15 protein-coding genes are annotated in these 24218 nt (G+C 73.2%); 12 read left to right on the top strand and 3 right to left on the bottom strand.

The window, feature by feature from the left end; genetic code table 11:
- Positions 1–5: 5 nt before the first annotated feature.
- The 5 genes from ACFWYW_RS49220 to ACFWYW_RS49200 all read left to right on the top strand — a co-directional run bounded on the left by ACFWYW_RS49220 (position 6) and on the right by ACFWYW_RS49200 (position 4546).
- The gene (locus tag ACFWYW_RS49220; protein WP_379617450.1) at positions 6–2207 is read left to right on the top strand and encodes a PKD domain-containing protein; all 2202 of its coding nucleotides are present in this window, start codon (positions 6–8) and stop codon (positions 2205–2207) included.
- A 532-nt stretch (positions 2208–2739) separates the two neighbouring features.
- Positions 2740–3162: a hypothetical protein gene (locus ACFWYW_RS49215; protein WP_379617448.1), complete on the top strand. Its 423-nt coding sequence runs from the start codon at positions 2740–2742 to the stop codon at positions 3160–3162.
- A gap of 57 nt (positions 3163–3219) precedes the next feature.
- Positions 3220–3783, top strand: a complete 564-nt coding sequence (locus ACFWYW_RS49210) for a hypothetical protein (protein WP_379617446.1) — start codon at positions 3220–3222, stop codon at positions 3781–3783.
- A complete protein-coding gene (locus ACFWYW_RS49205) occupies positions 3776–4342 on the top strand; it encodes a hypothetical protein (protein ID WP_379617444.1) in 567 nt (188 codons plus the stop codon). Before ACFWYW_RS49210 ends, ACFWYW_RS49205 begins: the two co-directional genes overlap by 8 nt.
- Before the next feature lie 6 nt (positions 4343–4348).
- Positions 4349–4546: a hypothetical protein gene (locus ACFWYW_RS49200; RefSeq protein WP_379617442.1), complete on the top strand. Its 198-nt coding sequence runs from the start codon at positions 4349–4351 to the stop codon at positions 4544–4546.
- Between the two features lie 52 nt (positions 4547–4598).
- On the opposite strand, the gene ACFWYW_RS49195 is transcribed toward ACFWYW_RS49200, so the two are convergent.
- Together ACFWYW_RS49195 and ACFWYW_RS49190 are read right to left on the bottom strand one after the other, a co-directional pair.
- Entirely contained in the window at positions 4599–4973 is a 375-nt protein-coding gene (locus ACFWYW_RS49195) for an ATP-binding protein (RefSeq protein ID WP_379617440.1), read from the bottom strand.
- Positions 4974–5045: 72 nt separating this feature from the next.
- Positions 5046–5816, bottom strand: coding sequence for a SigB/SigF/SigG family RNA polymerase sigma factor (locus ACFWYW_RS49190; RefSeq protein ID WP_379617438.1), 771 nt, complete (start codon positions 5814–5816; stop codon positions 5046–5048).
- A gap of 175 nt (positions 5817–5991) precedes the next feature.
- Between ACFWYW_RS49190 and ACFWYW_RS49185 the strand changes: the two genes are divergently transcribed.
- The gene (locus ACFWYW_RS49185; RefSeq protein WP_379617436.1) at positions 5992–6321 is read left to right on the top strand and encodes an anti-sigma factor antagonist; all 330 of its coding nucleotides are present in this window, start codon (positions 5992–5994) and stop codon (positions 6319–6321) included.
- Here the strand turns inward: ACFWYW_RS49185 and ACFWYW_RS49180 are convergent.
- Positions 6318–7016, bottom strand: coding sequence for an ANTAR domain-containing response regulator (locus ACFWYW_RS49180; protein WP_379617434.1), 699 nt, complete (start codon positions 7014–7016; stop codon positions 6318–6320). The genes ACFWYW_RS49185 and ACFWYW_RS49180 overlap by 4 nt on opposite strands.
- Before the next feature lie 60 nt (positions 7017–7076).
- Between ACFWYW_RS49180 and ACFWYW_RS49175 the strand changes: the two genes are divergently transcribed.
- The 6 genes from ACFWYW_RS49175 to ACFWYW_RS49150 form a co-directional block, all read left to right on the top strand.
- Positions 7077–8903 carry a SpoIIE family protein phosphatase gene (locus ACFWYW_RS49175; RefSeq protein WP_379617432.1) on the top strand — a complete coding sequence of 609 codons (1827 nt, stop codon included), beginning with the start codon at positions 7077–7079 and terminating at the stop codon, positions 8901–8903.
- Positions 8904–8998: 95 nt separating this feature from the next.
- A complete protein-coding gene (locus ACFWYW_RS49170; protein ID WP_379617430.1) occupies positions 8999–10108 on the top strand; it encodes a glycosyltransferase in 1110 nt (369 codons plus the stop codon).
- Between the two features lie 242 nt (positions 10109–10350).
- The gene (locus ACFWYW_RS49165; protein WP_379617428.1) at positions 10351–10923 is read left to right on the top strand and encodes a GNAT family N-acetyltransferase; all 573 of its coding nucleotides are present in this window, start codon (positions 10351–10353) and stop codon (positions 10921–10923) included.
- The gene (locus ACFWYW_RS49160) at positions 10917–12203 is read left to right on the top strand and encodes a lysine N(6)-hydroxylase/L-ornithine N(5)-oxygenase family protein (protein WP_379617426.1); all 1287 of its coding nucleotides are present in this window, start codon (positions 10917–10919) and stop codon (positions 12201–12203) included. The genes ACFWYW_RS49165 and ACFWYW_RS49160 overlap by 7 nt, the downstream gene beginning before the upstream one ends.
- A complete protein-coding gene (locus ACFWYW_RS49155) occupies positions 12200–15196 on the top strand; it encodes an amino acid adenylation domain-containing protein (protein WP_379617424.1) in 2997 nt (998 codons plus the stop codon). Before ACFWYW_RS49160 ends, ACFWYW_RS49155 begins: the two co-directional genes overlap by 4 nt.
- Positions 15193–24218, top strand: a 9026-nt coding sequence (locus ACFWYW_RS49150) for an amino acid adenylation domain-containing protein (protein WP_379641315.1), incomplete at its 3' end; no start/stop codon positions are given. The genes ACFWYW_RS49155 and ACFWYW_RS49150, both read left to right, overlap by 4 nt.

Here is a 24218-nt window from a genome sequence, read left to right as displayed (position 1 = left end):
ACCCGATGCGGAAGCGGCGCAAGAGCGGCGACTCCCGCGTCCTGCCGGCGGTCGTGCTGGTACTGAGCTGGTTGATCACCACCCCGGCGCCGACCGGCTCGCCCGTGCCCACCGTCTCCCCGGCACCCAGCACCTCCCCGACCACGACCTCCTCGCCACCCGTCACCTCCTCACCGACCTCGGGTTCCTCACCGACCTCGGGTTCCTCACCGACCTCGGGTTCCTCACCGACCTCGGGTTCATCGCCGTCCGCCACCTCGGCGGCCCCCACCCCAGCCCTGGCCTCCGCGCCTCTCTACCGGGTCGGTGGCATCGGCTGCGACGGCCACCCGCACCAGGAGCAGGCCGGAACCGTCACCCTCACCCGCGACGGCGGCTCACTCAAGGTCGACGTCGAGGTGACCGACACCCTCTACCCCTCGCGCACCTTCACCGTCGAGGCATGGGAGGAGGCGCCGGGCTGCTACCCCGACAACGCGCTCAGAGTGCCCGGCGTGGGGCTGAGCACGAACTCCTCCGGCTCCGGCTCGACCTCCTTCACGCTGGCGCTGCCGTGGAGCCGGCTCTTCCCCGACGGCAGCACAGTCGTGCTGGGCGACGGCCAGGGCAGCGAGAGCCTCGTCGTCGTCCTGGACCGGGACAACTCGACCGGCGCCGGCGACAGCTACGCCGCCGGGCCCATCCGGCTCGACCCCGGCGGCCAGGCGCACGCCGACTTCACCACCACGCCGGAGGAGTCGGGCACCGACATCAGGTTCGACGCCTCGGCCAGCACCGTGCCGGACGGCGCCACCGCCCGCTACCGCTGGGACTTCGACAACGACGGCGCGTACGACGAGGAGAGCACCACCCCGGTGGTGCGCCACACCTACCCCGACAGCGCGGAACGGCAGGCCACGCTCACCGTCGTCCCGAGCCAGGGCGCCCCGGACACCGCCACCAAGGCCGTGGCCGTGCCCGCCGACACCGTCGTCGTCCTGTTACGCGGCATCGAGGCGTTCGGCGTCACCCCCAAGGAGAGTGCCTACAAGCTGGTCACCGAGGCCGCCGCCTTCCGCGACCTGCTCAACCGGCTCGGCTGCACCGACCTGGCCGAGGTCAACAGCGTCACCAAGCGCTGCAACACCAGCACCCGGGCCAGGCTGCACTGGTCCCCGTACTCCTACCGCGGACCGAACGGCCAGGCCGCCCCCCTCACCTACGGCGGCGCCGACACCTGGCCCGCCCTGAGCACCACCTCCGCCCACCTGGACCGCCAGATCAGGGAGATCGGCCGCAAGCACCACGGCGCCAACGTGGTGCTGGTGGGCTTCAGCGAAGGCGGCACCGTCGCCACCCGCTGGGCCGCCGACACCTCGAACACCTCCACGCCCATCGTGACCATCGACTCCCCGCTCTACGGCTTCTGGCCGGAGGACCGCGCCAGCGTCTGGCCCGAGGACATCCTCAACTACTGCGGCATCTCCGTCGCCGGCAACAAGGTCGCCGCACCCGGCCCCGACTGGACGTTCTCCCAGGTCTGCTCCCGATGGAACCAGTTCGGCTTCCGCAGTCCCGTCTCCTACGACTGGCGGGCCGGCCGTTCGTTCGGCGAGGCCGGGCAGTTGTCCAGGGCGGTGCCGCTACAGCTCTTCAGCGCCACCAACCTCAACGACCTGGTCGCCCCGCCGTGGTGGGCCCTTTCCCCGCTCGCCGACGGCAACCGGATCACCACCTGCTCCAGTCTCGCCGACGGCCACCACGGCTGCGCCCTGCACGACGCGGGCGTCCTGACCGCGGCCAAGGGCGTCGTGGACGCCTCTCTCACAGCAGCCAAGCACCGCGTACGGCCGGACGTCGCCCAGACCAGGGCCGGTTGGGGCGCCGGCCTCGGCTCGCAATGGTTCGACGGTCACACCGCCACCGTCACCGCCCTGGGCGGCCTCGGCAGGATCGTCTCCGTCGGCCACTTCGGCACCGGCGACGGCGCCGCGGCCGGCCGCCTGACCTGCACATGGACAGGCAATTCTCCCGCGCGGAGCGTCCCGCTGACCGTCACGGACTGGACCGCCCGCTCGTACGTGGTCTTCTGGCGCCCGCCGGGCATCGACATCCTGTTCCGCAGCCGGGTCCGCGTCCTGCCGTACGGCAACGGCAACACCTACACCGCCGACGTCACCGCCAACGACTCCAGCCTCCTCCTCACCCCCGACCCCTGCCACCCATAACTCTGCACCCCCGCCCCAGCCTCCACCCTCGCCCAGGCCGCCACCCCCGGGGAATCCCGACACCCCCGGCCGAGCCGGGCAGCCCCCGACAACCTCGGACACGTCGGGGGCTGCCCGGCTCGGGGGAGCCCACCAGGCTTCCCCACCACCACCCCCCACCGCCCCACCACCCCACCACCCCACCGGCATGCCGCTCCCACCCCACGGGCGTGCCGCCCCGCCCCTAGGTCGCCTGCCACTCCGCCACTCCGCCACTCCGCCGCTCCGCCGACCGGCTTCCCGCTGGGGTGCCCGGTCCACTGGCCCGGCGCAGCGGGGAAGTGGGCCGCATCCCGATTGGGCTGGTCCGGTGTGCGGGGTGATGCCGGGTGGCGGGGCCGGGGCGGGTTCGGGGCAGGGTGTCCCACGGGCAGGTGGGTCGGGTGGGTAGGCGGGTAGGGGAAAGGGGGCAAATCCGTACGACGTTCCGGATCCGCACCTGCGGGCCCTGGACGTCATAGCCTTGGGCGCACAGCCGAGCGGAGGTGCGGGGTTGGGGCGCAGGCCGACGATTGACCGGGACGAGCTGGCGAGGCTTGTCGCGCGGGGGCTCAGTGTGGCGGAGCTGGCCGGGCACTTCGGGGTCAGCGAGTCCGGGGTGCTGCAGGCCAAGCGTTCGGCCGGGCTGGTGAAGGGGCTGCTCGACCACAAGGCGGCCCTGCCGTGGAAGGTGGCGCGCGAGCACACCCAGTCGGGCCCCGCCACGAACCTGCGGAACCTGTCGGCGGCCGCGCAGGGCAGAGCCCCCCAGCCGGAGCGGCTCAACACCGCCCTGCGCTGGGCGCAGCGGCTCGTGGACAACGACCTGGACGTGGCCTACGACCCGGCGGAAGGGTTCAGGGAGGTGCCGGTCGCGGGTGTCTCGCACGTCGGGGCCGTGCTCGCCGCCGCCAGACAGGCTCTGGCCCGCGAATAAACCCTCTCATTCAGGGCAGCCGAAGGTCTCAACCAAACAGACCGGAGGCGATGAGAGATGACCGCCGAGACGTGGATCTGGGTGGCCGTTGTCGTGGTCGTCCTGGCGGCGATCGCCGCCGTGGGTTACGTGGTACTGCAGCAGCAGAGGCGGAGCAAGCTTCGCTCGCGGTTCGGCCCCGAATATGAGCGCATCATGTCCGAGCACGACACCCGGCGTGAAGCCGAGCAGGACATGCTCGCACGTGAGCAGCGGCACGCCGAGCTGGACATCCGGCCGCTCAGTCCCGAATCCCGCGACGCCTACGCCAGGCGCTGGACCGAGGTGCAGGAGCGCTTCGTGGACGCGCCCGGCTTCGCCGTCACCGAGGCGGACCAGCTGGTCACCGCGGTGATGGCCGAGCGCGGCTACCCGACGGAGGACTACGGGCAGCGGCTGGCCGACCTGTCGGTCGCGCACGCCGCGACGCTCGACCACTACCGGCAGGCCCACCAGATCAGCGGGCGCGCCGCCCACAAGGAGGCCTCGACCGAGGAGCTCCGCCAGGCGATGGTGCACTACCGCGCGTTGTTCGAGGAGCTGCTGGAGGAGACGACCCGGGAAGGGCGACGAGATGGCTGACCACGAGCGCCGCGAGGACGAACTGCTCGTCCCCGCCCCGCGCGACGACGACAACGCACCCAACGACAACGCACCCAACGACATCACGAACGACGACACCAGAAACGACGACACCCGCGACGGCTACGACACGAGGGCCGTGTACGACACGCAGCCTTCAGCTGCCCCGGTGGAGGCGACCGAGGAACACGAGGCCGACCGGAGCCGTGAGCCCTACACCTTGCCGGCCGACGACAGCGTGCCGCCGGCGCCGCCGTACCCCACAGCCGTCGATACGGCGCGGGCGAGCGGTCAGGAGTTCGGGGACGGCGCCTACGCCGGCGGCGGCCAGATAGCCGATCGCTGGCGCGACGTCCAGGCGGGCTTCGTGGACGATCCCAGGGCCGCCGTGGAGCGTGCCGACGACCTGCTGGAGGAGCTCCTGCAGGACGTCACCCGTCAGGCCGGTGAGATGCGCGAGAGCTGGAAGAGCCAGCAGGACACCGAACAGCTCCGCCTGGCCCTGCGCGAGTACCGGTCCGTCATGGAGCGCCTGATGGCGTTCTCAGAGAGGAAGTGACCCCCTATGCTGGCCATCGTCTCAGCGATCATTTTCGGCCTCGGCTTCCTGCTCGACCTGTTGAACACCAGGATCGCGGGCGGCATCACCGGGACCACGTTCATGCTGCTCGGTCTGTGCCTGCTGGCCCTTCACCAGGCCGGCATCGGTACGGCCAGCATTCGCGGCGGCACCGGCTCCTGGAGGGGCCGTAGCAGGCGATGACGCGTACACGAACTCCCGCCGCGGCTCGCGGCGGGAGTGCGGCACCAGCGCGTCACCCTTTCCCCGCGAAGCGGAGAACGACCGTCGTCCCATCCTGGTCAGGATGAATCTGCACGCTCGCTGACAGAAGCCGCGCCACCCACAGCCCCATGCCGCGGGTGGCGTTCGGCGCCGGACGGGTCCGGCCGTAGTCCTCGTCCGTCCAGACGCCGCGGTCGTGGATCTCGATGACCAGGTCGCCGCCGTCGCTCCAGGAGCGCACCCGGGCGGTGGGCGAGCCGTGGGTGACGGCGTTGGTGGCGACCTCGTTGACGGCGAGCACGAGGTCGCCCGCCTCGTCGTCGTGCAGTCCGGCCTCGCGGGCCTGCGCCTCGGCGAAGAACCGGACCTCGGGCAGGCCGCTCAGGGTGAACTCGAACCCGGACACGGGGGCACCCGGCGGGGGGCCGAACGCCCTCGTGCGCGGGTCGGTGTCTCCGTTCACCCGATGGCCTGCCAATCAGCTGGTGAGATCCTGCCGCAACTGGTCGAGGACCTTTCTGAGAATGCGGGAGACGTGCATCTGCGAGATGCCGAACTCCGCCGCGATCTCCGCCTGTGTGAGATTACCGAAGAAGCGCAGCAGCAGGATGTTCTTCTCCCGGTGCGGAAGCGCGTCGATCAGCGGCTTGACGGACTCGCTGTCGATGAGCTTGCTGAGCGAGTCGTCCGTCTCCGGGATGACGTCGCCCAGTGAAGCGGCGTCGTCGTCGCTGCCGAGCGGCGCGTCGAGCGAGAGCGTGCTGTACGCGGCGGAGGCGTCGAGCGTGAGCAGGACGTCCTCCTCGCTGATGTTCATCTTGGCCGCCAGCTCGGCGACCGTGGGCGAGCGCCCCAGGTCCTGGCTGAGCTCGGAGACCAGGCGGTTGAGCTCAGAACGGCGCTCCTGGTACACGCGCGGAACCCGGATCGCCCAGGTGCGGTCGCGGAAGTGCCGCTTGACCTCGCCGGTCATCGTCACCACCGCGTAGCCCCTGAAGGCGTGGCCCAGCGTGGGGTCGAAGCCGTTGACGGCCTTCATGAGGCCGACGTACGCGGCTTGGAGAAGGTCCTCGATGGGTTCGCCCCGGTAGCGGTAGCGGCGGGCGATCTCCATGGCGAGCGGGCGGTGCATCTCGACGATGCGTTCGCGCAGCCGCTCCTTGACGCTGTCGGGGGTGTCCGGCTCGGTCGTCTCGGCCAAGAGCTGTTCAGCGGTCAGCTCTTCGAGGGCGTATTCCTTCACAGCCATAGCTGCTCCTTGGTCCAAGCCATGGAACGGCCGTCCGCCCGAAAAGCGAAAAAGCCCAGGCAGAGGCACGCCTCACAGCGTTGCAGACGGAAGCCCTCTGCTGGACTTCGAGGATCAGTATCCCCACTTTCGCCGGAAGTATTCCACCCTTCTCGGGTGACAGTAAGGTTGCCTCGTGACACTGACCCTGACGTCCTCGCCGCAGGACGGGCTGACGGTGATCCGGGTGGACGGTGTCCTCGACGCCACCACCCGCGATCAGTTCGCCGACTACCTGTCGGCCGCCGGTTCCGACCTTGTCCTGGACCTGTCCGGCGTCACGTTCATGGACTCGCGCGCGCTGGGCCTGGTCGTTCACCAGTGGCAGACCAGCCTTGAGGCCGGTTCCCGCTTCGCGCTGATCGGCGTGCGGTACAGCACCGCGAAGGTGATGTGGATCACCGGGCTGGCCAGCCGGCTGCCGCTCTACGACACGCTGGAGGAAGCCAAGAGCGCCCTCGCTTAGCCGTTGTTGCTGCTGTGCTCCTCCACCAGCAGCTTGGCGAGGTCGGCGACCTTGATCTGGTGGTGCTGGGAGATACGGCGCAGCTCCTCGAACGCCGCCTCGGCCGAGCAGCCGCTCGACTTCATGATGATCCCCTTGGCCTGGTCGATGATCGCCCGGCCGGCCAGCGCCTCCTGCATCTGCGCGGCGTCGGTGCGTACCTGCTCGAAGTCCCACAGGTTGGCCATGGCCACGCCGACCTGCTCGGTCAGCATGCCGGCCAGGGCGTGGGCGTCGTGGCCGGGCAGGACGCCGGGCCGTACCGCGTAGAGGACGACCACCAGCAGGACCGGGTCGACCCTGATGGGCAGGGCCAGCACCGAGCGCACCCCCCAGCCGACCGCCAGCCCCGCGTACTCCGGCCAGCGGGGCTCGCGCAGCAGGTCGGGGGCGCTGACCGGGCTGCCGGTGCGCCGCGCCTCGACGCTCGGGCCCACGCCGAGTTCCCGCTCGCCCTCGACGAGGCTGATCAGCTCGCTGTGGGAGCTGGCGACGAGCACGCGCTCGCCCTGCCACTGCTCGGCCGAGCCGCCGGAGCAGCCGGGCACCCCCGCCGCGACCGCGTTGGTCAGGCCCCGCAGCACGCTCTCGGTCGAGTTCTCGTTGTCCAGACGCCCGAGAGTCGCAAGCTCGCGGGCCAGCACCATGGTGTCCATAACGAGTGGGAACCTTCCCTATATGGCCGTCTTAATCCCTGATGGCGTAGCGTCGGCGTCATGACGACCCCGCTCGAACGCGCCCTCGACTCGCTGACGGAGCGGGTGTCGTCCCTCCGCACGGCCAGGACCGCCTACCCCGATCAGGCGGGTGAGACACTGGACGCCGCCCTCGCCGAGCTCGACACCGCGCTCGAACTGCTCGCCGAGGCCCGCAAACAACTCCGCCAGACGCCCAAACAGGGCGCCAAGAGCGGCGCGCAGCGTGAGCTCAAACTTCTGCGGCAGGTGCTGCGCGTCTTTCCCGTCCCGGTGTTCGTCCTCGACGGCGGCGCGGTGATCAGGCGGATCAACGCCGAAACCTCCCGGGTGCTCGGCAGCCCCGACGGCTACCTGGTGGGACGCTCGTTCCCGCTGCTGGTGGAGACCTCGCGCCGGGCGGCGTTCCGCTCGCATCTGACCTCCGTGCTCCAGACCGGGCAGTCTGCCACGTTCGAGACACGTCTGAGCCACCAGGGCCGCACGCACACCGTCCAGCTCGTGCTCACCAGGCTCACCCTGCCGGGCGAGCCGCAGCCGCTGGTCGCCGCCGTCGCGCTGCCCACCGAGCTTCAGATTCAGGGGTACGGCGCCGCCCCCGCCGCCGCCCGCCCCGACGCCGCCCTGCTCATGGCCGCGGCCCGCCGGCAGGAACTGCTGGCCGAGACGGCCCGCATCCTGCTGGACGAGGAGAGCCTGCGCCGCCCGGTCGCCCTGGCCCGCGCCGCCAGGCTGCTGGCCGCCGACTGGGCCGACTGGGTGATCGCCGACGTCGTCCGCGACGGTGTGGCCCGCCGTACGACGGTGCTCGCGCCCAAGGACGAGCCCGTCGGCGAGCTGGCCCGGGAGGTGGAACGCGCCGACCCGCTGGCCGGTCCGCTGGTGGCCCAGGTGATGGAGCAGGCGACCGGCGTCCTGCACGAGATGGTCGACGACGAGGCGGTGCTCGGCACGTACGCCGGCGGGCCGCTGCTGACGGCGATGGGCGCCGTGTCGGTGATGTGCGTGCCGATCGGCCCGGGGGAGGGGGCGCTGACGCTGGTCAGGACGCACAACCGGGCACCGTTCACGCTCGGCGACCTCGGCCTGATGGAGCAGGTCGGCGTCCAGCTCGGGCTGGCCGTGCGCGCCCAGCGCAGCTTCCAGAGCAGTTCGCGGGCGGCCGACGCGCTCACCGCGAGCGTGGTGCCGCGCACGATCCCCGAGACGCCCGGCTTCGAGGCGGCGGCGATCTACCACCAGGGCGCCTCGGTCGGCGCCGAGTTCTACGACGTCTTCCCGGTCTCCACCGGCTGGGGCTTCGCGCTCGGCGGCGCGGCGGGCAAGGGTGAGGAGGCCGCGTCGGTCAGCGCCATGGTCAAGGGCGGGCTGCGCGTGCTCAGCGTGTGGGAGAAGGACCCCGACCAGGTGGTCAGGCGGGTCAACGAGGCCATGGTGGCGCAGGGTGGCGGGATGTTCGTGATGGCGCTGGCCGGTTTCGTGAACGGCCGCCGCCTGACCCTGTCCTCGGCGGGTCACCACCCGGCGGCGCTGGTCTCGGCCGACGGCTCGGTCCGCTTCGTCTCGGGGGGCGGGGTGCCGCTGGGCATCGCGCCTGTGGCGGAGACCGCGAGCGAGGAGCTGACGCTGGCCTCGGGGCAGACGCTGGTGCTCTACTCCGACGGGCTGGTCTCCTCCAGGAACGAGCGCGGCGAGCCGTACGGGGAGGAACGGCTGGCCGACGTGCTCGGCCGGCACGCGGGCCGCCCGCCCGCGACGGTGGCCAAGGCGATCGAGGACGACCGGCACGCCTTCTCCGGCGGCCAGGTGTGGGACGAGATCGTGATCCTGGCCTTCCGACCTGCATAGGTTTGCGATCGGGGCGAAACAGGGTAGACATAGGGGCGTAGATCGCGTGCCTAAGACGCAGGCACACCTTGAACGCGCTATCGCTGAGGTGTGCCATGAATATCGCCATTGTCGCTTCGACCACCGGCAACCAGCGTCGTCATCTTCTCGCCGCCGCCCGTGAGCTCGGACACGACCACCGGGTCACCATCTACAGCCGCCGCACCAGCGCCGAGCCCAAGCAGCGCACCCGGCTCACGCAGGGCGTCACCATTGAGCACATCGACGCCGGGCCGGCCCGTGACCTGCCCGCCGACGACGTCGTCTCCTATCTGCCCGAGCTCGGCCGCTACCTGATGCGCAGGTGGAGCGCCGAGCGGCCCGACGTCATCCACGCCCACTCCTGGACGACGGGCCTGGCCGCCGTGGCCGGCTCCGAAGGACTGGGCGTGCCGGTGACGCAGACGCTGCATCCGTCCGAAACCACGCACCTGAAGCTGGAGCAGGCGCTCGGCCGCCGCGCCAGCGCCGTCATCGCCGGTTCCGGCGACGAGGAGTCGGCGCTCATCCGGCTGGGCGTGCCGCGCCGCAGCATCGCGGTGATCCCCGCGGGCGTCGACGTCAGCAGGTTCCGCCGCCTGGGCGCGGTCGCCGCCCGCGGCACCCGCAAGCGCATCCTGCACGTCGGCTCGCTCACGCCCGGCATGGGCGCCCACACGGCCGTGCGCGCGCTGAGCGCGATCCCCGACGTCGAACTCGTCATCGCCGGCGGCCCCGACCCCGCCGACCTGGACACCGACCGCGAGGCGCGCCGCCTGACCGACCTGGCCGCCAACCTGGGGGTCGGCGACCGCGTACGCCTGCTCGGCCGGGTGCCGCGCGCGCAGGTGCCGCGCCTGATGCGCAGCGCCGACGCGGTGATCACGCTGCCGCGCGAGGCGCCCAGCGGCGTCGTCGCCCTGGAGGCCATGGCCTGCGGCGTCCCGGTGATCGCCTCGGCCGTCGGCGCCCACCTCGACTCGGTGGTGGACGGCGTCACCGGCATGCTGGTCCCGCCGGACCGCCCCGCCCGTACCGCGCGGCTGGCCCGCACGCTGCTGACGGACATCACGCTGCGCACCGCCCTCGGCTACGCGGGCGCCGACCGCGTCCGCTCCCGCTACTCGTGGGAACGCATCGGCCAGGAGCTCCTGCGGGTCTACGAGGACGCTCTCGTCCGCGCATGATCACTCAGCTGTACGGCGGCGCCGCCCGGAGACCCCGGCGGCGCCGTCCACATGTTCCGGACGGGCCGAAACGCGGCCTTAACGGCCCCTGCGATGGCGATTGTCCATGTCAGGTGGGATATGGCCTGTCTAGGGGCTTCACACGTGATTTTTCCGTCGTTGACAGGCTTCGCAACTGATGTTTATTTAGGCATGCCTTGCCTAAGTTCAGTAAGGCGAGCCTAACCTTTGGAGTGGTAAGCGTGCTGAAGGACCTCATAGGGCCGCCGCCGCTGCCCGTGACGGGCGTCAGATGGCAGGTCACCCCGGTGGATCCACAAGCGGGTGACGCCGAGATCGTCCACACGTGGATGAACGAGCCGCACGTGGCCACCGCCTGGGACCAGGCCTGGCCGCTCGAGCGCTGGAGCGCGGAACTCGCCAGACAGCTCGGCGGCGATCACTCCCGCCCCTGCCTGGCCCATCTCAGCGGCGACCCGGTCGCCTACCTGGAGATCTACCGGGTCGCGCGCGACCGCCTCGCCCCGCTCTACCCCCACCGCCCCGGCGACCTCGGCGTACACATCGCCATCGGCGCTCCGGGCAACATCGGCAGGGGCCTCGGCCGCGACCTGCTGCGTACCGTCGCCGACGGCCTGCTGGCCGCCGACGACTCCTGCACCCGCGTGGTCGCCGAGCCGAACATCCTCAACACGGCCTCCATCCGCGCCTTCACCGCCGCCGGGTTCCAGCGCGCCGGCGAGGTCACGATGCCGCACAAGATCGCCGCTCTCATGGTCCGCCCGCGCGACGAGGGGGATCTCCCCACATGGTGAACTCGGTCCACGACCTGGTGGGGATCGGTTTCGGCCCCTCCAACCTGGCCCTGGCCATCGCCCTGAACGAGCCGGAGGGCGCGGGCCTCGACGCGATCTTCCTCGAGAAGCAGGAGTCCTTCGGCTGGCACCGCGGCATGCTCATCGACGGCGCCACCATGCAGGTGTCGTTCCTGAAAGACCTGGTCACGATGCGCAACCCGGCCAGCCCCCACAGCTTCGTCGGATATCTGCACGACAAGGGCCGGCTGGCCGAGTTCATCAACCAGAAGACCATGTACCCGACCCGGCTCGAGTTCCACGACTACCTGGAGTGGGTGGCCGGCCGCTTCGAGCACGTCGCCCGCTACGGGACCGAGGTCATCACCGTCGACCCGGTCGTCCGCGACGGCGTGGCGCGCTGCCTCGACATCGTCAGCCGGGCCGACGGCGAGTTGGTCACCCACCGCGCGCGCAGCGTCGCCATCGCCGCCGGGCTGCGGCCGGTCCTGCCCGAGGGCGTCATCGCCGGTGACCGGGTCTGGCACAGCCAGGAACTGCTGAGCCGGCTGGAGGGGTTCGCCGAGCCGTACCCGCGCAGGTTCGTGGTCGTGGGGGCCGGGCAGAGCGCGGCCGAGGTCGTCGAGCACCTGCACAGCCGCTTCCCCTCCGCCGAGATCTGCGCGGTCTTCTCCCGGTACGGCTACAGCCCCGCCGACGACAGCCCCTTCGCCAACGCGATCTTCGACCCGGCCGCCGTCGACCACTTCTTCGAGGCGCCCGGCGACGTCAAGCGCATGCTGCTGGACTACCACGGCAACACGAACTACTCCGTCGTCGACCTCGACCTGCTGCAGGAGCTCTACCGGCGCATCTACCAGGAGAAGGTCGCCGGCCGCCCGCGGCTGCGGATCCTGAACATGTGCCGGGCCGCCGGCCTGGAGACCCACCGCTCCGGGGTGTCGGTCGGCGTGCGGTCGCTGGTCACGGGCGAGGCCGAGACGCTGCGCGCCGACGCCGTCGTGTACGCCACCGGCTACCGGCCGACCGACCCGCTTGACCTGCTCGGCGCGGCGGGCGAGTACTGCCTGCGCGAGGAGGACGGCGGGCTCAGGGTGGGCCGCGACCACCGCGTGGAGACCGCGCCCGAGCTGCGCTGCGGCATCTACCTGCAGGGCGCGACCGAGCACACGCACGGCATCACCTCCACGCTGCTGTCGACCACGGCCGTGCGGGCGGGGGAGATCCTTCGGTCGCTGCGCGCCCACGCCCGGTCCGAGGTGGAGGAGCCGGCCCGGTGACCGACTCGCTGCTGGAACTCATCGAGAGCCGGATCGCGGCCGCTCCCGGTACGGAGGCCGTGCGCCACGGGCCCGCCTCGCTCACCTACGCCGAGCTGGACCGGGCGGCGAGCGCGCTGGCGGCCCGGCTGGCGGCGCGCGGAGCGGGGCCGGAGCGGATCGTCGCGGTGTCGCTGCCGCGCTCGCTCGAACTCGTGGTGGCGCTGGTGGCCGTGCTGAAGACGGGCGCCGCGTACCTGCCGGTGGATCCGGAGTATCCGGCGCACCGGGTGGAGTTCATGCTCGCCGACGCCCGCCCCGTCGTGACGCTGCGCCCCTCTGACGTGGACCTTTCCGCCGGTACGGCGGCGCCCGGCGTGCGGACGGACCCGCGCAACCCCGCCTACGTGATCTACACCTCCGGCTCGACCGGGCGGCCCAAGGGCACGGTGATCACGCACGAGGCGATCGTCAACCGGCTGCTCTGGATGCAGGACGAGTACGGGCTGAAGCCGGACGACCGCGTCCTGCAGAAGACGCCCTCCAGCTTCGACGTGTCGGTGTGGGAGTTCTTCTGGCCGCTGATCGCCGGGGCCACGCTGGTCCTGGCCGATCCCGGCGGGCATCGCGATCCGGCGTACCTGGCGGCGCTCATCCGGCGCGAGCGGATCACCACGGTGCACTTCGTGCCGTCCATGCTGCGGGCGTTCCTGGCCGAGCCGGGGGCGCGGGAGTGCGTCTCGCTGCGGCGGGTCGTCTGCAGCGGCGAGGAACTGCCCGCCGACCTGGCGGCCGAGTTCCACCGGGTGCTCGGCGACCGGCTGCACAACCTGTACGGGCCCACGGAGGCGGCGGTGGACGTCACCTCGTGGGCCTGCCGGCCTGGTGCGGCGGGCCCGGTGCCGATCGGGCGGCCTGTTTGGAACACCGCGATCCGCATCCTCGACCCGGATCTGCGCCCGGCCGCGGAAGGCTCGGAAGGGGAGCTGTACATCGCCGGTGTGCAACTGGCGCGCGGCTATCTGGGGCGTCCTGGGCTGACCGCCGAACGGTTCGTGCCCGACCCGTTCGGGCCCGGCCGCATGTACCGGACCGGTGATCTGGCGCGGTTGCGGGACGACGGCGCGATCGAGTACCTGGGGCGGACCGACGATCAGGTGAAGATCCGGGGGTTCCGGGTGGAGCCCGGCGAGATCGCCACGGTGCTGGCCGAGTGCCCGGGTGTCCGCCACGCCGTGGTGGTCCCCCGCACGGCTCCCGGTGGCGTTCAACTGGTCGCCTATGTCGTCCCAGAGGCCGGTTTTTCGGGAAATATCGAGCTTTGGCGGGAGTTTCTGGCGGAGCGGTTGCCCGCTCACCTCGTGCCGTCGGCGTTCGTCGCCATCGCGGAGCTGCCCGTGACCGTGAACGGCAAGCTCGACCGCGCCGCCCTGCCCGAGCCCCAACGCGAGACCGGCGGCGAAGCCCCCGCCACCGCGGCCGAGCGCACGCTGGCCAGGTTGTTCGCCGAGGTGCTCGGGCTGCCCGAGGTGGGCGCCGGTGACGACTTCTTCCGGCTGGGCGGGGACAGCATCCTGGCGCTGAGCCTGGTCGGCCGGGCCCGCCTGGAGAACCTGGCGCTGACGGCCGGTCAGGTGCTGGAGCTCGGCACCGTACGCGCGCTGGCCGCCGCGGCCCGCGCGGGCGTCGTCGAGGAACCTCCCGAGCAGGCCCTCGGCACCGTCCCGGCCACCCCGATCATGCGCAGGCTCCTGGAGCGCGGCGGGCCCATCGACGGGTTCAGCCAGTCGGTGGCCCTGCGCCTGCCCGCCGACGTGGACGCCGGCCGTCTCACCGGGGCCCTGCAGGCCGTTCTCGACCACCACGACCTGCTGCGTGCCCGCCTGGTGGACGATCACCTGGAGGTACCGCCCCCCGGAACCGTCCGGGCGAGCACGATCCTGCGCCGCGCCACCGGGAAAGCGGACAACCTGGCCGGGAAAGCGGACGACCTGGCCGGGGAAGGGGACGACCTGGCCGGGGACGCGGAGGCGGCCAGGAAGCGGCTGGCCCCCCGTGAGGGCGTGATGCTCCAGGCCGTGTGGTCGCCGCAGGCACGCGTCCTGCGCCTGGTCGCCCACCACCTGGTGATCGACGGCGTCTCCTGGCGCATCCTGGCCGAAGACCTCGCCCGCGCCTACGACGGCGCGACCCTGCCCAGATCCGGATCCTTCCGGCGCTGGGCCACGAATCTGCCCGAGCACGGCCGCCCGGACGAACTGCCCCACTGGATCACGACACTCACCGGCACGGCACCGGACGCACCCGGCACGCGCGGGAGCGCGGGACGGCTGACGCTCACGCTGGAGGCCGATCTGGGGCGGACGGGTACCGCCGAGCTCCTGCTCACCGGCCTCGCGGCAGCGCTGGCGCGGGCCGGGGACGGCGGCGCCGTACTGCTGGAGCTGGAGGGGCACGGGCGTGAGGACGAGCACGCCGACCTCTCGCGCACCGTCGGCTGGTTCACCAGCATGTTCCCGGTCCGGCTCGACCCGGGCCGCCCCGCCTGGGACGACCTCGTGGCGGGCGGGCCCACGGCGGGCCGTACGCTGGCGCGGGTCACCGAGCAGCTGGCCGCCGTGCCGCGCAAGGGCATCGGGTACGGCCTCCTGCGCCACCTGAACCGTTCCCCCGAGCTGGACGGCCTGCCGCACCCCGCGATCTGCGTCAACTACCTGGGCCGCTTCACCGAGTCCGCCGCCGGCTGGGCCATGATCACCGAGCCCGGCGCGCTGGCCGACGCCGCCGACGAGGGCCTGCGGCCCGCCCACGAGCTGACGATCGACGCCGCCGTGGTGGAGACGCCCGCGGGCCCGCGCCTGGACGCCACGTTCACCTGGGCGTCCATGGACGAGCGGGCGGTGCGCGAGCTGGCCGCGAGCTGGTTCGCCGCGCTCGGCGGGCTGGCCCGCCCGGAACCCCTGGTCACCCTCGGCCAGGACGAACTTCACGACTTCGAGGAGATGCTCCGTTGAGCCGTGTCCAGGACGTCTGGCCACTGACCCCTCTGCAGGAAGGCCTGCTCTTCCACGCCCTGGGCGACGAGGCCGACCCGTACGTCGTGCACACCGCCCTTGACCTGCGCGGCCCGCTCGACGCCGCCGCGCTGCGGCAGGCGGCCGAGGAGCTGGTGCGCAGGCACGACAACCTGCGCGCCGCCTTCACCCACCGCAGGAACGGCGAGCCCGTCCAGGTGATCGCCGCCACGGCCGCCGTGCCGTGGCGCGAGGAGGACCTGACCGGACGGCCGGAGTCCGAGGCGGAGCTGGTCAGCGCCCGCGAGCGGGCCGCGCGCTTCGACCTGACCGCGCCGCCGCTGCTGCGCTTCGTCCTGCTGCGGCTGGCGCCGGAACGGCACCGCCTGCTGGTCACCAACCACCACCTGCTGCTCGACGGCTGGTCCCTGACCCTGCTGCTGCGCGAGCTCATCGACCTGTACGGCGGCGCCGAGCCACCGGCGGCCGTGCCGTACCGCGACTATCTGACCTGGCTGGCCGCGCAGGACCGGCAGGCGGCGATCACGGCCTGGCGCGAGCACCTGAACGGCCTGCCCGGCCCCACCCACCTCGCGGGGGGCAGGAGCGGCGGAGCGGTGCGGGAGCTGGTCACCGAGCTGCCCGCGGACCTGACCGCGCGGCTCGGCACGCTGGCCCGCGAGCGCGCGGGCACGCTGAACATGGTCGCGCAGACCGCCTGGGCGCTCGTGCTGGGCACGCTGACCGGCCGCGACGACGTGGTGTTCGGCACCACCGTCTCCGGCCGCCCGCCCGAGCTGCCCGGCGTGGACCGGATGACGGGACTGTTCATCAACACGGTCCCGGTCCGGGTACGGCTGCGGCCGGACGCCCCGGCCGGCGAGCAGCTGTCCGGGCTCAGGGCCGGGCAGGCGGCGCTGAACGGGCTGTTCCACGTGAGCCTCGCCGAGATCCAGGCGGGCGGGCTGTTCGACACGTTGCTGCTGTTCGAGAACCACCCGACCGGCGGGCTCGGCGGCGCGCGGGGCCTGGTGGTCGCCGCCGCCGCCGAGCGCGACGCCACGCACTACCCGCTCACGGTCTGCGTGCGCCCCGGCGAACGGCTGCGCGTCGAGCTGTCCTACCGCGAGGACGCCTTCGAGCCCGCGGCGATCGAGCGGATCATGGGCTACTTCGTCCAGGCCCTGACCCGGATGGCCGAGGACCCCGACCGGCCCGTGGGCGAACTCGACCTGCTCCCCGCCGCCGAACGCGCCACGATCCTCACCACCTGGTCCGGCACCCGCCCGGCCGCGCCGCCGGCGACGCTCGCCGAGGTGTTCCGCGCTCAGGTCGGCGCCACCCCCGGCGCGGTCGCGGTCGTCGGCCCGGACGGCGCCGCCCTCACCTTCGCCGAACTGGACGCCGCCGCCAACCGGCTGGCCGGAACGCTGGCCGCCCGCGGCATCGGCGCCGAGGACGTGGTCGCCCTGCAGTTGCCGCGTGGCATCGGGATGGTCGCGGCCGTGCTGGGCGTCTGGCGGGCGGGCGCCGCGTACCTGCCGCTCGACCCGCGCTATCCCGCCGACCGCCTCGCCCACATGCTGTCCGACGCCCGCCCCGCGCTGGTGATCACCGACCCGCCGGACCTCACCGCCGGCCCCGGCCAGGATCCGGTGGTGCCGGTCCGGCCGTGCCTGCCCGCGCATCCGGCCTATGTCATCTACACCTCCGGCTCCACCGGGACGCCCAAGGGCGTGAGCGTGCCGAACGCCGCCGTCGCCAACCTGCTGGAGTCGCACCGCGGCGACGCCATCGCCCGCGCCGAGGCGGCGGTGGGCGGGCGGCGGCTGCGGGTGGGACACGCGGCGTCGTTCTCGTTCGACGCCTCCCTCGACCCGCTGCTGTGGATGCTGGCCGGTCACGAACTGCACGTCCTGGACGAGGAGACCTGCCAGGACCCCGAGCTGCTCGCCGCCTACACCGCGCGCGCCCGCCTCGACTACGTCGACGTCACCCCCTCCTACCTGCCGCCGCTGCTGGCCGCCGGGCTGTTCGGCGAGGGACGCCACCGGCCCGCCGTCGTGGCCGTCGGCGGCGAGGCCGTCGCCGAGCCGCTGTGGCGCCGCCTGCGCGCGACCCCCGGCCTCGTCGCCCGCGACCTCTACGGCCCGACCGAGTGCGCGGTCGACGCCTACCAGCGGCGCGAGGACGGCAGCGCCGCGCCCGTCGCCGGTCACCGCGTGTACGTGCTCGACGCCCGGCTGCGGCCGGTGCCCGCCGGGGTGACGGGCGAGCTGTACGTGGCGGGCGCCGGGCTGGCCCGCGGCTACCTCGGCCGGGCCGGGCTCACCGCGGAACGCTTCGTGCCCTGCCCGTTCGGGCCGCGCGGAGAGCGCATGTACCGCACGGGCGACCTGGCCCGCTGGCGGGAGGACGGCGTGCTGGAGTTCGCCGGACGGGCCGACGACCAGGTGAAGATCCGCGGGTTCCGGGTGGAGCCGGGCGAGGTGGAGTCCGTCCTGGCCGGGCACCCCGGGCTGGCCCACGCCGTGGTGACGGTCCGGCGGGACCGGCCGGGCGAGCGCCGCCTCGTGGCCTACGCGGTGCCCGCCCGCGACGGCGTGGACGAGCGGGAGCTGCGCGGCCATCTGGAGGCGCGGCTGCCCGCGTACATGGTGCCCGCCGCCTTCGTGCTCCTGGACGGGCTGCCCCTGCTGCCCAACGGCAAGGTGGACCGGCAGGCGCTCCCGGCGCCCGGCGGGTCCGCGACGGCGGCGGGGCGCGAGCCCAGGGACGCCGTCGAGCGGCGGCTGTGCGAGCTGTTCGCCGACGTGCTCGGCCTCGATCGGGCCGGGGTCGATGACGACTTCTTCGCGCTGGGCGGGCACTCGCTGCTGGCCGCCCGCCTGGTCAGCAGGATTCGGGCCGAGCTGGGCGCCACGGTGCGGGTGCGCGCGGTGTTCGACGCGCCGACCGTGGCCGGGCTCGCGGGCCGGCTGGGGCCGTCGGGCGAGCGTCCCGCGCTGGTCGCGCTGGATCGTCCGGAACGGCTGCCGCTGTCGCACGCCCAGCGCCGCCTGTGGTTCCAGCAGCAGCTGGAAGGCCCGTCGGCCACCTACGCCATGCCGGCGACCCTGATGCTGGACGACCCGATCGAGCCCGGCCCCATGCGCGCGGCGCTCGGGGACGTGGTGGCCAGGCACGAGGCGCTGCGCACGGTGATCGGGCAGGCGGACGGCGAGCCGTACCAGGTGATCCTGGACTGCGCCGAGGCACTGCGGCGGCTGGCCGTGCGGGACGGGGAGGGCGATCCCGCGGCGCCCTTCGACCTGGCGGCGGACCTGCCGATCCGGGCCTGGGCGGACGGGCGGCGGCTGCTGCTGGTGCTGCACCACATCGCCGGGGACGAGTGGTCGATGCGCCCGCTGCTGGACGATCTGTCGCTCGCGTACGCGGCGCGGCTGGCGGGAAACGCGCCTGAGTTCGTGCCGCTGCCGGTGCAGTACGCCGACTACGCGTTGTGGCAGCGGCGCTGGCTGGGCGCGGCCGACGACCCGGCCAGCCCGCTCGCGCGGCAGCTCGCCTACTGGCGGCACGCGCTCGACGGCGCGCCGGCGGCGATCGAGCTGCCGGTGGACCGGCCCTGGCCCGCGGAGATGTCGTGGCGGGGAGGAAGCGTGGACTTCCGCCTCGACGCCGACGGCCTGGACGCGCTGGCGCGGCGGGCCGGTGTGACCACGTTCATGGTGGTGCACGCGGCGGTGGCGGCGTTGCTGACCCGGCTGGGGTCGGGCACCGATATTGCGCTGGGTACGCCGGTGGCGGGCCGGCCGGACGAAGCCCTAGCCGATTTGGTCGGATTTTTCGTGAACACGGTGGTTTTGCGGGCCGACACCGGCGGCGACCCGACCTTCCTGGAACTCCTGGAACGGGTGCGGGAGAGCGACCTGGCCGCCTTCGACCATGCCGACGTGCCGTTCGACCTGGTCGTCGAGGCCGTCAGACCGGAACGCGCCCAGGGACGGCACCCGCTCTTCCAGGTCATGATCGCCTACCAGCACGCCGCCGAGACCACCGCCCGGGACATCGGGCTGGACGTCGCCAAGTTCGACCTCACCTTCGCCTTCACCGAGACCGGCGACGGACTGGCCGGGCAGGTCGAGTACCGCGCCGACGTGTTCGGCGCCGCCACCGCCCACGGACTGGCCGAGCGGCTGGCGAACGTGCTGGAGCAGGTCGTGGCCGCGCCCGATCGGCCGATCGGCGAGCTCGCGGTCACGGCCATGGACTCCGCCGCGCTCCCCGCGGCCGTCCCCGGCGGCGGCGAGGCGCCGGACACCCCTGAGGCGCGGACCCTCGCCCGCCTGTTCGCCGAGGTGCTCGACGTGCCCCACGTGGGCGCGCACGACGACTTCTTCCGGCTCGGCGGCCACTCCCTGCTCGCGGTCAAGCTGGTGAGCCGGATCAGGGCGGCGCTCGGCGCCGAGGTCGCGCTACGGGAGGTCTTCCGGCATCCGACCGCCGCCGGGCTGGCCGGGCGGCTCGTCGCCGCCCGCGACCCGGGGCCGGTGCCCGCGGTCAGGCCGGAACGGGTGCCGCTGTCGCACGCGCAGCGCCGGTTGTGGTTCCTGCACCGGCTGGAAGGGCCGTCCGACACCTACAACATCCCGATCTCGCTACGCCTGCGCGGGCCGCTCCGGGCCGGGGCGCTCCGGGAGGCGCTGGGCGACGTGGTGGCCAGGCACGAGGCGCTGCGCACGCTGGTCGGCGAGGAGGACGGCCTGCCGTACCAGGTGATACTCGACGCGGCGCCGTTCGCGGTGCTCGACGGGGCGGGCGATCCCGGCCATGCCTTCGACCTGGCCGCAGAGCTGCCGATCCGGGCGTGGCTGCGCGCGGACGGGCCGGACGAGCACGTGCTGCTGCTGGTGCTGCACCACATCGCCGGGGACGAGTGGTCGATGGGGCCGCTGCTGGACGATCTGTCGCTGGCCTACGCGGCGCGGCTGGAGGGGAACGAGCCGGAGTTCGCGCCGCTGACGGTGCAGTACGCCGACTACGCGCTCTGGCAGGCGGACCGCCCCGTCGACCTGGACTTCTGGACCCAGGCGCTGGCCGGGCTGCCCGACCGCGTCGAACTGCCCACCGACCGGCCGCGGGCCGGCGACCGGCGGGGCGGCACGGTGGAGTTCGCGGTGCCCGCCGGGGTACGCGACGGGCTGGCCGCCCTGGCGCGGCGGGCCGGCGCCACCGCCTTCATGGTGGTGCACGCGGCGGTGGCTTCCCTGCTGGCGCGGCTCGGTGCCGGGACGGACATCCCGCTCGGTACCCCGGTGGCGGGCCGGTCGGACGAGGCCCTGGCGGACTTGGTCGGATTTTTCGTGAACACGGTGGTGTTGCGGGCCGACCTCGACGGCGACCCGACCTTCCTGGCGTTGCTGGAGCGGGTGCGAGAGAGTGACCTGGCCGCCTTCGACCATGCCGACACCCCCTTCGACCAGGTCGTCGAGGCCGTCAACGCCTCCGGCAGGGACCTGTTCGAGGTCATGGTCGCCCACCAGAGCGGCGAGTCCGCGCGGCTGCGCCTGCCCGGGATCACGGTCACCGAGGAGCCGGTCGGACACGCGAGCGCCAAGTTCCCGCTCACCTTCGCCTTCACCGAGACGGACGGCGGCCTGGCCGGGCTGATCGAGTACCGCACCGGGCTGTTCCGCGAGGACACCGTGCGCCGCCTGGCCGGATACCTCACCAGGCTGCTCGCCCAGGTCGCCGACGACCCCGCCACCCGGCTCGGCGACCTGGAGCTCATGTCCGACGACGAACTGCGCGAGGTGCTGGCCACGGGGGACGGCGAGGCCGCCGATGGCCCGCCCGCCACCGTGCCCGAACTGTTCCGCGCCCAGGCCGCCGCCACCCCGGACGCCGTCGCCGTCGTCTGCGCGGACGACTCGCTCACCTACGCCGAGCTCGACGCGCTCACCGACCGGCTCGCCGATACGCTGGCCGCCCGGGGCGCCGGTCCCGAACGGGTGGTCGCGCTCGCGCTGCCTCGCGGGATCGGCCAGGTCGCCGGGGTGCTGGCCATCGCCAAGGCGGGAGCCGCGTACCTGCCGATCGACACGGCCTATCCGGCCGAGCGGATCGCCATGATGCTCCAGGACGCCGCGCCCGTGCTGGTGCTGGCCACCCCGGACAGCCTGCCGGAAGGGCCGGTGCCGGTCGTGCATCCCGGCGAGGACGGGTCCGGCACGCCCGTGCCGCCGCTGCCGCACAACCCCGCGTACGTGATCTTCACCTCGGGCTCCACCGGGCGGCCCAAGGGCGTCGTGCTGGAGCACGCGGGTGTGCGGCAGCTCGTCGCCACCGCCGTCGAACGCTTCGGCGTCGGGCCGGGCAGCCGGGTGCTGCAGTTCGCCTCGATCAGCTTCGACGTGGCGTTCTGGGAGATGACCATGTCGTTGTGCACCGGCGCCACGCTGGTCATCGTGCCCGCCGAACGGCGCGTGGCCGGGCCCGAGCTGACCGGCTACGTCAACGAGCACCGCGTCACCCACCTGGCCCTGCCGCCCGCGCTGCTGTCGGCACTGCCCCCGGACTGCCTGCTGCCCGAGGGCTCGACGCTGCTGGTCGGCACCGAGACCGTGACCCCCGAACTCGTCCGCCGCTGGACGGACCGGCACCGCCTCTTCGACGCCTACGGCCCCACCGAGGCCATGGTCAACTCCACGCTCTGGGAGGCGGCGGGAGACCTGGAGAACCTGACCAGCGTCCCCATCGGCCGCCCAGACGTGGGCAAACGCGTCTACATCCTGGACGAGCGGCTGCGCCCGGCGCCTCCCGGCGTCACCGGCGAGCTGTACGTGGGCGGAGCCGGTCTCGCCCGCGGCTACCTCGACCGGCCGGGGCTGACGTCCGAGCGGTTCGTGCCCGACCCGTTCGGCAAGCCGGGCGAGCGCATGTACCGCACCGGCGACCTGGCCCGCTGGCGGCACGACGGGGCCGTGGAGTTCGGCGGACGGGCCGACGGCCAGATCAAGATCCGCGGGTTCCGCATCGAGCCGGGCGAGGTGGAGTCGGCCCTGCTGTCCTGCCCCGGCGTGCGCGAGGCCGTCGTCACCGCGCACGAGTACGCCCCCGGCGACACCCGCCTGGTCGCCTATGTCACCGGCGCCCGGGACGACCCGGCGGAGCTGCGGGCCCACGTGGCCGCCCGGCTGCCCGCCCACATGGTCCCCGCCGCCTACGTCACGCTGCCCGCGCTCCCGCTCATGGTCAACGGCAAGGTGGACCGCAAGGCCCTGCCGGCCCCGTCCGGCGGCGCCGCCGTGGCCGCGCGCGCTCCGCGCACGGCCGCCGAGCGGGCGCTGTGCGAGATCTTCGCCGACCTGCTCGGGCCGGCGCGCGTGGGCATCGACGACGACTTCTTCCACCTGGGCGGCCACTCCCTGCTCGCGGTACGGCTGGCCGCCAGGATCCGCGCCCGCTTCGGCACCGAGCTGCCGCTGGGGACGCTGTTCGGCGCCTCCACGCCCGCCGCGCTGGCCGCCACGCTCCAGCACCTCGGCACCGCGGGCGCCCGCCCCGCGCTCGTCCCCGCCACCCGGCCGTCGCCGGTGCCGTTGTCGTCGGCGCAACGGCGGCTGTGGTTCCTGCAGCGGATGGAAGGGGCCTCCGCGGCCTACAACATTCCGATCCGGGTACGGCTGGGCGACGCCCCGGCCACGCTGGAGGCGCTGCGGGACCTGGTGGCCAGGCACGAGGTGCTGCGGACGGTGATCGGGGAGCGGGACGGCGAGCCGTACCAGGTGGTGCTGGGGGTGCGGGAGGCGCTGCGGCGGTTCGCCGTGGGGGAGGTGGACCCCGGCGCGCCCTTCGACCTGGCCGCTGAGCTGCCGATCCGGGCCTGCTTGCCTGCCGATGGTGAGGTGCTGCTGGTGCTGCACCACATCGCCGCCGACGAGTGGTCGATGGGGCCGCTGCTGCGCGATCTCTCCTTTGCTTATGAGGCGCGGCTCGCCGGGCGTGCGCCGGAGTTCGCGCCGCTGCCCGTGCAGTACGCGGACTACGCGCTCTGGGAACGGCGGGCGCTAGGGGCGCCCGGCGATCCGGACGGGATGCTGGGACGTGGTCTCGCGTTCTGGCGGCGGGCGCTGGACGGGATGCCCGAGGAGATCGCACTGCCGCACTCGGCCGGTGACGGTGGGTCGGTGGGCTTCCGGCTCGGCGCGGGCGGGCTGCGGGGGCTGGCGCGGCGGGCCGGAGTGACCACGTTCATGGTGGTGCACGCGGCGGTGGCTTCCCTGCTGGCGCGGCTCGGTGCCGGGACGGACATCCCGCTGGGCACGCCGGTGGCGGGCCGGTCGGACGAGGCCCTGGCGGACTTGGTCGGATTTTTCGTGAACACGGTGGTGTTGCGGGCCGACCTCGACGGCGACCCTTCGTTCCTGGAGCTGCTGGAGCGGGTGCGGGAGAGCGACCTGGCCGCCTTCGACCATGCCGACGTGCCGTTCGACCTGGTCGTCGAGGCCGTCAATCCGGAACGCGCGCCGGGACGGCACCCGCTCTTCCAGATCATGATCGCCTATCAGCACGCCCTGGAGACCGCGCTCGCCGTGGAGGAGCCGGACACCGGGCAGGAGGCCAAGTTCGACCTCGCCTTCGCCTTCACCGAGACGGCCGAGGAGATCGACGTGCTGGTCGAGTACCGGGAAGGACTGCCCGGCGAGGCCCTGGCCGCGGCGCTGGCCGCGCTGCTGGAACAGGTGGCCGCGGAGCCCGGCCTGCGCCTGGCCGAACTGGACCTCCCCCCAGACGACCCGGACCTCCCCCCGGGCGACCCGGGCCTCCCCCCGGGCGAGCCTGGCCTGTCGTCACACGGCTCCGCCTCCCGGGCGCGCTCCGTGGCCACCCGCCGTGCGGCCACGGCGCTGCGCCGGGAGCCGCGGGGGCCGGTCGAGACCCGGATGGCGGAGATCTTCGCCGACGTGCTCGCCGTGCCCTCGGTGGTCGCGCTGGACGACTTCTTCCACCTGGGCGGCCA

The sequence above is a fragment of the Nonomuraea sp. NPDC059023 genome (genome assembly GCF_042740095.1).
Lineage (GTDB): Bacteria > Actinomycetota > Actinomycetes > Streptosporangiales > Streptosporangiaceae > Nonomuraea.
Note: the sequence above shows the minus strand (reverse complement) of the source record. Positions and strands in the feature narration are given on the sequence as shown.

Coding starts and splice junctions, on each gene's coding strand:
- ACFWYW_RS49220 (WP_379617450.1), top strand. CDS start 6: ATGCGGAAGCGGCGCAAGAGCGGCGACTCCCGCGTCCTGCCGGCGGTC.
- ACFWYW_RS49210 (WP_379617446.1), top strand. CDS start 3,220: ATGACCGCCGAGACGTGGATCTGGGTGGCCGTTGTCGTGGTCGTCCTG.
- ACFWYW_RS49205 (WP_379617444.1), top strand. CDS start 3,776: ATGGCTGACCACGAGCGCCGCGAGGACGAACTGCTCGTCCCCGCCCCG.
- ACFWYW_RS49200 (WP_379617442.1), top strand. CDS start 4,349: ATGCTGGCCATCGTCTCAGCGATCATTTTCGGCCTCGGCTTCCTGCTC.
- ACFWYW_RS49190 (WP_379617438.1), bottom strand. CDS start 5,816: ATGGCTGTGAAGGAATACGCCCTCGAAGAGCTGACCGCTGAACAGCTC.
- ACFWYW_RS49180 (WP_379617434.1), bottom strand. CDS start 7,016: ATGGACACCATGGTGCTGGCCCGCGAGCTTGCGACTCTCGGGCGTCTG.
- ACFWYW_RS49175 (WP_379617432.1), top strand. CDS start 7,077: ATGACGACCCCGCTCGAACGCGCCCTCGACTCGCTGACGGAGCGGGTG.
- ACFWYW_RS49170 (WP_379617430.1), top strand. CDS start 8,999: ATGAATATCGCCATTGTCGCTTCGACCACCGGCAACCAGCGTCGTCAT.
- ACFWYW_RS49160 (WP_379617426.1), top strand. CDS start 10,917: ATGGTGAACTCGGTCCACGACCTGGTGGGGATCGGTTTCGGCCCCTCC.